At 60.0% G+C, this 10,940-nt stretch carries 8 protein-coding genes; 5 read left to right on the top strand and 3 right to left on the bottom strand.

Annotated features, from left to right (window positions below; genetic code table 11):
* Positions 1-69: 69 nt before the first annotated feature.
* From P9272_RS20555 to P9272_RS20545, 3 genes are all read right to left on the bottom strand, one after another.
* On the bottom strand, positions 70-1,029 hold the full coding sequence (locus P9272_RS20555; RefSeq protein WP_278161960.1) for a sugar ABC transporter permease: 960 nt from the start codon (positions 1,027-1,029) through the stop codon (positions 70-72).
* Entirely contained in the window at positions 1,026-1,886 is an 861-nt protein-coding gene (locus tag P9272_RS20550; RefSeq protein WP_128255955.1) for a carbohydrate ABC transporter permease, read from the bottom strand. The genes P9272_RS20555 and P9272_RS20550 overlap by 4 nt, the downstream gene beginning before the upstream one ends.
* A gap of 142 nt (positions 1,887-2,028) precedes the next feature.
* The gene (locus P9272_RS20545) at positions 2,029-3,642 is read right to left on the bottom strand and encodes an extracellular solute-binding protein (RefSeq protein WP_278161959.1); all 1,614 of its coding nucleotides are present in this window, start codon (positions 3,640-3,642) and stop codon (positions 2,029-2,031) included.
* Positions 3,643-3,994: 352 nt separating this feature from the next.
* Here P9272_RS20545 and P9272_RS20540 point away from each other — a divergent pair, with 352 nt between their 5' ends.
* The 5 genes from P9272_RS20540 (at position 3,995) to P9272_RS20520 (ending at position 10,283) form a co-directional block, all read left to right on the top strand.
* Complete coding sequence (locus P9272_RS20540) at positions 3,995-5,023, top strand: LacI family DNA-binding transcriptional regulator (protein ID WP_128255957.1); 1,029 nt, start codon at positions 3,995-3,997, stop codon at positions 5,021-5,023.
* 582 nt (positions 5,024-5,605) lie between these two features.
* The gene (locus P9272_RS20535) at positions 5,606-6,262 is read left to right on the top strand and encodes a response regulator transcription factor (RefSeq protein ID WP_128256327.1); all 657 of its coding nucleotides are present in this window, start codon (positions 5,606-5,608) and stop codon (positions 6,260-6,262) included.
* Positions 6,259-7,635, top strand: coding sequence for an ATP-binding protein (locus P9272_RS20530; RefSeq protein ID WP_278161958.1), 1,377 nt, complete (start codon positions 6,259-6,261; stop codon positions 7,633-7,635). Before P9272_RS20535 ends, P9272_RS20530 begins: the two co-directional genes overlap by 4 nt.
* Before the next feature lie 160 nt (positions 7,636-7,795).
* Positions 7,796-8,770 carry a glycosyltransferase family 2 protein gene (locus P9272_RS20525; RefSeq protein WP_278161957.1) on the top strand — a complete coding sequence of 325 codons (975 nt, stop codon included), beginning with the start codon at positions 7,796-7,798 and terminating at the stop codon, positions 8,768-8,770.
* Positions 8,771-8,810: 40 nt separating this feature from the next.
* Entirely contained in the window at positions 8,811-10,283 is a 1,473-nt protein-coding gene (locus P9272_RS20520) for a lipopolysaccharide biosynthesis protein (protein ID WP_278161956.1), read from the top strand.
* Positions 10,284-10,940 lie beyond the last annotated feature (657 nt).

Here is a 10,940-nt window from a genome sequence, read left to right as displayed (position 1 = left end):
CACCCCTTACGATCCCCAAAAACACCCCGCCGCAAACGCCTTGCTCACAACAGGTTGACACAGGAAGTCTCATGCCGGCACCTCCCCTGCCTTCGCCATGCGCCTCATTGCGTAGACCGCGACGATCGAGAGCACGATCAGGATGGCGAGAGCAATGGCCGCCACATAGCCCCAGATCAGGTCCTGCGTGGTGACCTTGTAGATGTAGACGGAGATCGTCTCGGTGGCGACGCCGGGGCCGCCGCCGGTCATGATGTAGAGCGTGTCGAAGATCTTGAAGTTCTCGATCACCCTTATCGCCAGCGCGATGATGATGATCGTCTTCATCTTCGGCAGCACGATCGTGGTGAAGCGCTGCCAGGCACTGGCGCCGAGCAGTGTCGCGGCCTTCATCTGATCGTCCGGCACGCCGACCAGACCGGCGAGCAGTATCAGGAACATCAGCGGCGTCCACTGCCAGATGTCGGCGATCATGACCGCGATCAACGCCAGGTTCGGATCGGACAGCCAGGCGATCGTCACGGGCATGCCGACGATCCTCGACAGGATGTCGTTCACCGGGCCGCCCGACTGGAACAGCATGAAGAACATGTAACCGGCGACCGCAGGCACGACCATCATCGGCATCAGGAGGATCGAGTAGAAGATGCGTTTGCCGGGAAAATCGTCGGCGAACAGCATCGCGAGCGCGAGGCCGAGCAGGAACTCCGCCGGCACGCAGACCAGCATGACGATCGCAGTGCGCTGCAGCGCGCTCCAGAAGCGCGTGTCGGCGGCGAGATCCGTGTAGTTGGCGAAGCTGTTCCACATTTCCCAGGCGTTCCACCAGCCGACGCCCGAAAGCGGCGACCAGTCGGTGACGCTGATGTAGAGCTGCATCAGAAGCGGAAAGGCCGAGATGAACAGCACCAGGATCTGCGCCGGCAGGGTCAGGCGGAAGCCCAGCCGCATGCCCTCGTCCCGCTGGGCCGGCTTGGCATGCACGGCACCCATCTTGTCCTCCGAAATCGTCGCCATCACCGCGCTCATTGCTTGAGCGCTCCGAAGGTCAGTCCGCGCACCAGATGGCGCTGGATGGCCACACCCATAATCACCGGCGGCACCGCCGCGATCAGGCCGAGAGCGGCCTTGGCACCGTAGAGCTGCCCGGTCATCGAGGAGGAAAGCGACGCCATGTAGACCGGGATCGTCACCCATTCACGCGTGGTGAGCAGCAGCGCGATGAGATAGTCCGACCAGTTGAGGATGAAGACGAAGAGCGCGGCGCTTGCCAGCGGCGCGCGCATCATCGGCAGCGTGATGCGGGTGAAGACGCGCAACCGCGAGCAGCCCTCGACTAGCGCCGCCTCCTCGATCTCGCGCGGCATGTCGTCGAAGAAGGTCTTCATCAGCCAGAAGGCGAAGGGCAGCGTGACGATGCCGTAGATCAGCGCCAGCCCCCACCATGTGTCGTTGAGATTGAGGAACGCCCACATGATCATCACCGGAATCATGACCGCCATCGGTGGGAACAGCCTTAGCTGGATCAGCGCCAGCGGCAGGTTCTGGCCGGAGCCGAAGCGTGAAAGACCGTAGGCCGCGGCGGTGCCCGCCGACATGGCGATCACGGTCCCGAACACCGCCGACAAAAGCGACGATAGGATCGGCTTCACCGCCGTGTGGTCGAGCGCGACGATCAGGTCGTTGGTGGAGTGGCCGAACACGAACTGAAAATTGGCAAGCGTCGGCTGCTTCGGCCACCATGTCAGGTCGGCGCCGGTCGCCGACCACTCGCCGATCGGCTTGAAGGCCATCGACACCATCCAAAGGATCGGCACCAGCGTTACCGCCATCGCCGAAAGGATCGCGGCGTAGCGGAATATCTCGAATGGAACGGAACGCTTCATCTGGCTGCTTTGCTGGTGGCGTTAGATCATTGTTGAAGCATGATCTTTTCCGAAAATCGGTTGCCACTTTTCGGGATCGTGCTCTGGGGCGAAGGGGAAGAGCTGACGCCCCTCCCCTCCTTTTCTGATCCAGGGAGGTGGATCAGCTGATCGGATCGAGAACCGTGGGCCAAGCCTCTTTGTTGGTCTTGATGGCTTCGAGCAATTTCTCCTCACCGGTGCGCCGCGCGATCTTCCTCCACTCGCGTTCTGTGTCGGCCATCGCCTGCTCGGGCGTTTTGGCCTTGGTCAGCGAGGCCACGAGGTTCTCGTCGAGCGCGTTGTGGAAAGCGGTCGCGCCAGGATAGTTGATGGTCGGCACCGTGCGCGCCACCGTTTCGCGCACCACATCCATGTGGTAGGCGTGATAGGTCTGGCGTACGAGCGGATCAGAGAAGTCCGACAACCGGAATGGATCGAGATAGCCGCCGGGATTGGCGCTCATCCAGGCATAGATGCGGGCGGACCCCAGCCACTGCAGCAGAAGGTAGGCGGCCTCCGGATTCTTCGACTGCGACGACACCATGCCGGTCAGCGAGAACCACAGAACGGAGCGGCTGATAAGCTTGCCGTCGATCTCGCGGCCAGGCGGCAGCATCGAGCCGATCTTGCCGGTGACGGCGGAATCCTTGTTGCCCGTATTGTCGAGGAACTTCGGCAGGTTGGAAAAGGCGCAGGTCATCGCTGCCCCGCCCTTGGCGAAATTGCCATACTGTTCCGGCCAGCCCCACGAGATCGCGTCCGGCGAATGATGCGCCAGCGACTCCACATATTCCTTGGTGGCGGCGATGCCTTGCTCTGAATTGATCAGCGGCTTGCCGTCGTCCCCGAACAGGAACTGGTTGGGCGAGGCCATCGAGACAAAGCGCTGGTACCAATTGGTGTAGCCCCAGCCCTGGTTTCGCAGATCGGTCGAACCGAACAAGCCCTTGTCCGGTCGCTGGAAGAAGGCCGCGACATCGCTGTGCTGCTTCCAGGTTTTCGGCGGCGCAAGGTCGTAGCCGTGCTTGTCCTTGAAGGCCTTCTGCTCGGCGGCATCGCCGAACAGGTCGGTGCGGTAGACCCAGGTCTGGAAGTCGCCGTCCAGCGACACGCCATAGGTCGAGCCGCGATACTGGTTGAGCAGCGAGACGCCCTTGGCGCCGTTGACGTAACCCTGCTTCGGATCGTCCCACTCGGGCTTGTGCTTGGCGACGAAGTCGTCGAGCTTGGCGATGCCGCCGGTTTCGGCGAGATCGCCAAGCCGGTTCCACTCGGTCGAATAGATGTCGTAGGCCCCACCTTTGGTGGAGATGTCCTGCATCGTCTTGGTGAATTCCTGACCGTTGGGCAGGCCAACGATCTCGATCGCGATGCCGGTTTCCTTCTCCCAGAGATCCTTGATAGACGGCGCGCCGGCCGGGAAAGGCTTGGTCAGCTGGCCGATCGAACCATCGGACAGGCCGAGCACGATCTTTGCCGGCGCCTTGCCGGCGGCCTTCAGCGCCTTGGCCGCCTCGATGGCGCGCCCTTCCGGTGTATCGGGTCCGTATTGATAGCGCTCCGCCCCGTCGAAGCCGGTCGGCCCACCGATCATGCCGGGCGCCAACGCGTCCGCCGCAAAGGCGCGGCCGGGACGAATGAACTGCGGTGCAATACCCGTCGCGGCGACGAACACCGCGGCCTTTCCACCGGACGCCAAAAGGCGGCGCCGCGACATGCGGATCAACTGAGACATTGAATTCCTCCCTCGGGGCCTGTTCCTCCATGGCCCTCGTGAGGGATATTGACGACAGCACGTGAAGCCTGTCAACATCATAAATAATCATAATGCATCATAAGATCGCAAATGAGGGAGAGAATGCAGCCCATCAAGCTCGCGACATTGCACCCTTTGCTTGGATTTGAGGGAGGCCTTTTGCGTGGAACTGGTCGGCTTGTCCGGACCTTCGCTGACTTTTGTAACAGGCCGGCTTGCGCCCAACTGGAGGGCGGTTACATCATTTCACATCAGAATCGCCCCGGCTGAGCGGTTTTCCGGGACGGATTGGCAGCTGTTTGATTTTGATGCTCGCGATGAGGTGCTCGACGTGCGGTCAACCGTGACAGACATAGCCCGGGAAGCCGGTGTCTCTCCGGCCACGGTCGACCGTGTGCTCAACAATCGCCCAGGGGTACGCGCCCGCACACGCGAGATCGTCATCGAGATGGCACAGCGCCTGGGCTACATCGCCGAAACGCCGAACGGCGCGCCGCAGCGAGCAGTGCCGGGGCAGACGATCAGGCTCGACTTCGCTCTGCCGGCTGGCACCAACTCTTTCATCAAGCTTTTACACCGGCACATTGAGGCGCAGGCATTGACGCGGCCCGATCTCGACGTGCGCGTGACGAGCATCGAAGGGTTCAACCCCGACCGGCTCGCCCGCCTGCTGCAAGACCTCCATGGCCAGACGCAAGGCGTCGGCGTCATCGCGCTCGACCACCCGACGGTGCGTGAGGCGATCCGCTCGCTGTCTGCGAGCGACATCAAGGTCGTCACCATAGCCTCCGACATCCTGCATGTGCCGAGGGTCGCCTATATCGGCATCGACAACCGGGCCGCTGGCCGTCTCGCCGGCTATCTGCTCAACCGCTTCATGGGCGCCGGCCGCCCCGGCAAGGTCGCGCTGTTCGCCGGCTCGCTCGCCTATCGCGGCCATGAGGAGCGTGAGATGGGGTTCCGCCATATCATTGCCGAGGAATCCCCCAACCTCGAGATCGTCGAGATGCGTGAAATGCTCGACGACCGCCAAAAGGCCTATTCGGAAGCGTCCGCTTTGCTCGAGCGCCACCCCGACCTCGCCGCGATCTACAATGTCGGCGCTGGCAATACCGGCATCGCCCGCGCGCTGAAGGAACGCGGACGCGCGAAGGAGGTGATCTTCCTCGGCCATGAGGTGACCGACGGCACCAAGGAGCTTTTGCTCGACGGCACGCTCGACGCGGTGATCGACCAGAACCCGCGAGTCGAAGCCAGGGAGGCGCTCAACATCCTCTCCCATTCCGTCAGGGGCTTGCCCTACGAGCTCCACCAGCCGCGGCTGCAGGTCATCTTCCGCGAGAGCATCCCGGAGTTTTGAAGGGGGCTCCATGACGGGAGTGCCGCGCGCGACGCCCAGCGGATTGACACGAAATACATCCTGTGCAGCGCGGATTGGTCGCAACCCTCCTAGCCGGCCCTTGGAAAAATACAAGTCGCCGCGTAGCTCATGTGCGAACGGCCGCACTTGCCCTCAGCTGCGGTCAGCGCATGCTGATGTTGTCGGTAGTTAAGGCAGGCACGGCTCCAGAGTGGGCGGCTCGGGTGGCCCAGACCATCATTGCCGCCATTGGAGAACGGCTGAAATGGGGCCGGAAGGAGACTGCCCGGTTCGGAGTTAGCCGGAGCCAAAGCAGACGGATAGGCGCCCTCGACGTGTAGGCGGCAAGGGCTTCCATTAACGAGTAGTTTTGGTCCGGCATGCCCAGCGGAACGGCTCGCTGCGGACCAGGGCATGGATTCCAATCGCATGTACAGCCTGTGCACTTGCTTACGATTGGTCTCGCAACTGTGACTGCACACGCCCGGGGCACTGCCCGCAAAAATGCCGCGATGGCGTTCCTTGATCCGCGATCGGATCGGCAAACAGCCGGTTCACAAGCAACACAAAGGCATCGCAGCCATGCGCCTGCTCCTGGTTGAGGATGATTTGATCCTCGGCTCTTCGCTGAAGAAGGCTCTCGAAAAGCACGCCTACGGGGTCGACTGGATGAAGGATGGCGAGGCTGCCATTGCGGGGCTTCAGGATCTCGCCTTTGATATGGTCGTGCTCGACGTCAATCTACCCGGGGTTGACGGGATTGAGGTCCTGCGCTCGGCACGAAAGAGCCGGAACGATGTGCCAATCCTTCTACTCACTGCCCGCGATACTTCCCTGCAGAAAGTCGAAGGGCTCGACAACGGAGCTGACGATTATCTGGTCAAGCCGTTCGACCTTGACGAATTGCTGGCGCGGCTGCGCGCCCTCATGCGCCGGCGGGAGGGTCGCACCGACATCGTTCTCAAAAGCGGCGATATCGAATTGGATCCGGCGGCAATGGTGGTGCGCGGGGTCGAGGGGCAGATCGCGATGACCGCCAAGGAATTTCGGCTTCTAAAGCTTCTGATGGAGCGGGCAGGCAAATACGTCACAAAAAGTGACATCGAATATGCGCTTTACAGCACCGACAGCGCGGTGGAAAGCAATACGACCGAGGTCATCATCTACAATCTTCGCAAGAAGCTTGGGGCTGAGTTCATCCGCTCCATCCGGGGTGTCGGCTACATGGTCGAAGCATGAGGCGGCTGACCCTTACCTGGAAGCTCTTTCTGCGGATAACACCGACGATCCTCATCGCGATCGCAATAATAGGCGTCCTTGCCTTCCGTTCAGCCCGCAGTGAGATCGACAAGATCTACGACGCCAAGCTGATCAATGACGCCAACGAGCTTTGGACGCTGCAGGAACATCAGATCGAGGCGCTTGGAAATGATCCGCCGAAGCAGGTCAAGGACATGGACTTTGCGATGGGCAACCAACTCGCCATCAACGATCAGGCGGATGACTATGCGGATGCGCACATATTTCGCCTGTGGAAGGACGGCAAGATCCGTATTTTTTCCAATGGCGCCTTCCCAGAAAGCGTTCCCGCCCAAAGGGCCGGCTTCAACATGCTGAATTACGCCAACGTGCTATGGCGTGTCTATTCATTGCCGATCCCGAACACCGGCATCATCGTGGAAGTCGGCGAAAAGCGAGTCCTTCGCGACACTCTGGTGTCGAACATCATGCTCAATCTGTTCTTTCCGCTGCTGGTGCTGGTGCCGGTCATCGGGCTGCTGGTCTGGTATGGAATCCGCGACGGCCTGCGACCCATTCACGGCTTGGTCCGCCAGATCCGCAGCCGATCGCCCGACGACCTCTCCGTCATCTCGATGGATGCATTGCCGCGCGACCTGCATCCGCTGGGCATGTCAGTGAACCAATTGCTCAGCAAGCTCGACCGGTCGCTGACGGCAGAAAGACGCTTCGCTGACTTGGCAGCGCACCAGCTACGAACGCCCCATGCCGGGATCAAACTTTTGCTGCAGATGCTGGCTGATGCAGACAGCGAAACGGAGCGAGAGACGATCCTCGCCGATCTCAGGGCCAGCAACGAAAAAGCTACCCGCCTCGTCAAGCAGATGCTGGAAGCGGCACGCATCAGCCATCAGCCGCTAGAGCTGAAAGTTGTCCGGCTCTATGATGTCACTGCGTCCGTCATCGCCGAATTCGGCACGTTCATCACGCTGAAGCGGCATGATGTTTCGCTCGCCGGAGACGAGTCGGCCGAAGTCAACACGGACGAGCCCATGCTTCGTCTGCTGATAGGGAATCTGATCGACAATGCGATCAAATACACGCCGGCTGGCGGTAAGATCAGGGTCTCGATCGCGCCCAAACCCGGCGCCTTGACTCTTTCAATCGCCGACAGCGGCCCGGGCATCGCCCCCCAGCATCGGGAGGCGGTGTTCCAACGGTTTTATCGCGTAAACGTGCCCGGGGCGGAGGGCACCGGAATGGGCCTTGCCATCGTCTCGGGCATTGTTGAGCGGCTTTCCGCGAACATCACGCTCAGCACGCACTCGCCCAGCGGGGGCCTTCATGTTGCGGTGACATTGCCGCAGGCCTGACGCCACTGTCCCGATCGGGGCGCGAAGCTTCAGCTTCGAATTCAGTTTCGCTTCATCGTCATCTAATCCCGGCCTCAGCGACGGCTGCTAGGCAGGGGCGGCTTTTCCAAGAACCCGGGAAATGGCGGGTGGAACCGGGTTCGCTTCCGGGAGGTGCCGGATGACCGAAAATTTTCGCAGCCTTGCCCACAAACCGCCCTTTATGCGTCCTACTGTTTCGGTCTTGATTGCCGCCTACAACGCGTCTCCGTTTCTTGGGCGCGCCGTCAATTCCGCACTGGCACAGGGGAATGCTGTTACAGAAATCATAGTCGTCGATGATTGCTCGACGGACGCAACCCTGGAGCTTGCCGAAGCGATGTCGCGGAAGGACGGCCGCATCAAAGTCGTTCACCTGCCCAAGAATGCCGGGCCTTCGGTCGCCCGCAATGCCGGCCTGGAGGTCGCCAGCGGGGACTGGGTGGCAATCCTGGACGCCGACGACGCGTACGCGCCAGGGCGGGTCGAGCGGCTTGTCACGGTTGCCGCAGCACAAGATGCCGACATCGTCGCCGACAAGTTCTCATACTACGATCCGGCAACCGACGCCTCCAGTCCCGCGACCATCGGGTTCACCGACGAGATGACGCTGATCGACATCAAGACGTTCCTGACACATGCGAGGCCTTTCGGAACCGACACGGACTGGGGCCTGCTCAAACCAATGTTCAAGCAAGAATTCCTGGCGGACAGATCCCTGCGCTATCCGTCCGATTCTCGCCATGGCGAAGACTTCCTTTTTGTGATGGATGCGCTGCTCGAAGGAGCAAAGTACGTGGCCAGCAACTTTCACGGCTACATGTATACGCCTCGAGGCGCCGGGTGGAGCAGGACGACGGTAAATTACGACGGACAAGTAGATCAGTCGAAGAAGCTTTTGCTTGATCATCGACTATCCGCCAATTCGAGACTTGTTGGCCTTCTCAAGGAGCGCATTCGCGCAATGGAGCGTTTGTCGGCCGAGCACAAGACCCAAACGCTGATCGCAGAGAGGAGGTTATTGCCGCTTGCGACCGCCGGGGTGACGGATTGGCGCATTGCCGCCTCGATTCTGAGGCAGGTCAAGAACAAGGTCACGGCTGTTCGAGCTGCTTGAGATGGCTTCGGCTAATAGATTTGCATTCTCTGACAACCGAATGTCACGGGCCGAGCTCAAGGTCGCCTCGGTGAACGGCACGGCCATCAATTTCGTGTCGCAGGCGCTCAAATTCCTGATGCAATTCTGCTACCAGATTCTTGTCGCCCGGCTTCTCCTGCCTGAGGATTTTGGCATAGTGGCGATGGCTGCGCCGTTGTTCGCGTTCGCGGCGCTTTTCTCGGATTTCGGCTTGACCCAAGCCACCGTCCAGAGGGATGAGATCGATCAGGAGCAGCTCAGCTTCGTTTTCTGGGTCAATGTCGGGCTCAGCGCGGCTATTTGCCTGGCCGTGATTGTCCTTGCCCCGGTAGCAGGTGTCTTCTTCCGAGAACCGCGGATCGTGCCCATCGTGGTAGGCCTCAGCGCGACCTTTGTGATTGGTGGTCTCTGCGCCCAGCATTTGGCCTTGCTCAATCGGCAGCTTCTCTTCGCGAAAATCGCGCTGGTCGAATTGGTCAGCTTCCTGGCCGGGTCCGTGACATGCCTGCTTTTCGCGTGGAATGGCTTCGGTTATTGGGCGCTCGTCTACAGCCAGATCGCGACGGCTCTGACCACACTTTTGCTTGCCTGGTGGTTTGCCAAATGGGTTCCGAGCAGGCCTGCTCTGCGAAGCCAGAATTTCCATCTGTTGAATTTTGGCGCCAACATAACGTCCTTCAATTTCCTGAATTTTTTCGCCAGGAATTTTGACAACATATTGATCGGCCGCTACCTCGGTGAGATGCCTCTCGGCATTTATGATAGAGCATACAAGCTACTCTTGTTGCCGCTTAGCCAGATCACAACACCGATAGCAAAAGTCGCTCTTCCTTCCCTTGCAAGAACCTTGAGCGAGCCGGGGACATACCGCCGTTTTTATTTCCGAATGCTGGAACTGACAATTCTTGCCACCTACCCGGCGGTGATATTCGCCATCATAAACAGCCAGTTGCTCATCGTGACATTGCTTGGGCCCAGATGGTCGGAGGTATCCGAGGTATTTTCCATTCTGGCCTTTGGCGCCATTTTCGCGCCGATCAGCAGCAGCACCGGCTGGCTATTCATCAGCCAGGACCGGACAAAGGAAATGCGAAACTGGGGCGCCTTGAGCTCCACCCTTTTTGTAGCCTCATTCGTGTGCGGGTTACCATGGGGCATAAGCGGAGTCGCCGCTTTCTACATAGGCGTGGGCACCATCCAGGGACCGATCCTGTGGTGGGGGGCGACAAGGCGCGGCCCGCTAAGCTTCAGGCAGTTGCTGGAGGTTCTGTGGCCGTACTTTGTGTCGGCCATCATGACCAGCGTCGTAGAATACGGGCTTAAAGCATCGCTGCCAGGTACCTTCATGACGCTGCTGCTCTCTCTCGTTGCGTCCTATGTCATTTTCCTGGGCGTCGTCTTGGCATTCAGCTCAAGCCGCAAAGGGATAATCGAACTGGCCTTCGAGGCGAGTGTAATGGGCGGGCGCTTCTACCGGAAATTCGCGCATTGACCTGCATTACGACGGCCATCCTTGCAGCACTAAGACTGTCCTCAGTCCCTACACCGCAGAAAATACCGCAATGCTTCTGAGCGGGGGGGGAAAAGCGGTAGCGCGCGCCCCTCTGCATCCATCTTCAGGTCGCCGAGCGATGCCGATGCCAGGAAATCTTGCGGAACCCCGGCACTTCCGTCCCCTCATAAAAGGACAGGGGATTGGCCGCTTGAATCCTTTGTAGCCAAGGGCGGGTTCGATTTTCGAAGAAGACTCGTGCCGATGGCAATCGCGCTGCGCCTGGCTGGGAGGGGGAACGCGGCAGCTGTCATGCACACAGCCAGTGAGCGTCAGGCAAGTATCGTGAGGGCAATGTATTTCATGACCATGAACTCCTGACCTACTAAAGGCGCGAGCTCGTCGCATGTCTCAGGAATGGCAGCCTGGATTTACATCAGCGATAGCTAATATGAAGATCCGGTCGATCAAAATTGCGCTGGCTTGATCTCGGTCAACGCGCCCAGCTTACTATCATTGCTAGTGTCACTCGGGGTGCCCTGATGAGGTGCGTTGCTGTGACCATCCCTCTCGAACTAAGTGATGCCACTCTGACCCTCGAATGCCCTTACTGCGGACATCCGCTCGTCAGGAAGGGATCTTGGTTTAAAGTCATCG

The sequence above is a fragment of the Mesorhizobium sp. WSM4976 genome, assembly GCF_029625685.1.
Lineage (GTDB): Bacteria > Pseudomonadota > Alphaproteobacteria > Rhizobiales > Rhizobiaceae > Mesorhizobium.
The sequence above is the reverse complement of the archived record's forward strand: the minus strand, read 5'-3'. Positions and strand labels throughout refer to the sequence as shown.

Coding starts and splice junctions, on each gene's coding strand:
- P9272_RS20555 (WP_278161960.1), bottom strand. CDS start 1,029: ATGAGCGCGGTGATGGCGACGATTTCGGAGGACAAGATGGGTGCCGTG.
- P9272_RS20550 (WP_128255955.1), bottom strand. CDS start 1,886: ATGAAGCGTTCCGTTCCATTCGAGATATTCCGCTACGCCGCGATCCTT.
- P9272_RS20545 (WP_278161959.1), bottom strand. CDS start 3,642: ATGTCTCAGTTGATCCGCATGTCGCGGCGCCGCCTTTTGGCGTCCGGT.
- P9272_RS20535 (WP_128256327.1), top strand. CDS start 5,606: ATGCGCCTGCTCCTGGTTGAGGATGATTTGATCCTCGGCTCTTCGCTG.
- P9272_RS20530 (WP_278161958.1), top strand. CDS start 6,259: ATGAGGCGGCTGACCCTTACCTGGAAGCTCTTTCTGCGGATAACACCG.
- P9272_RS20525 (WP_278161957.1), top strand. CDS start 7,796: ATGACCGAAAATTTTCGCAGCCTTGCCCACAAACCGCCCTTTATGCGT.
- P9272_RS20520 (WP_278161956.1), top strand. CDS start 8,811: ATGTCACGGGCCGAGCTCAAGGTCGCCTCGGTGAACGGCACGGCCATC.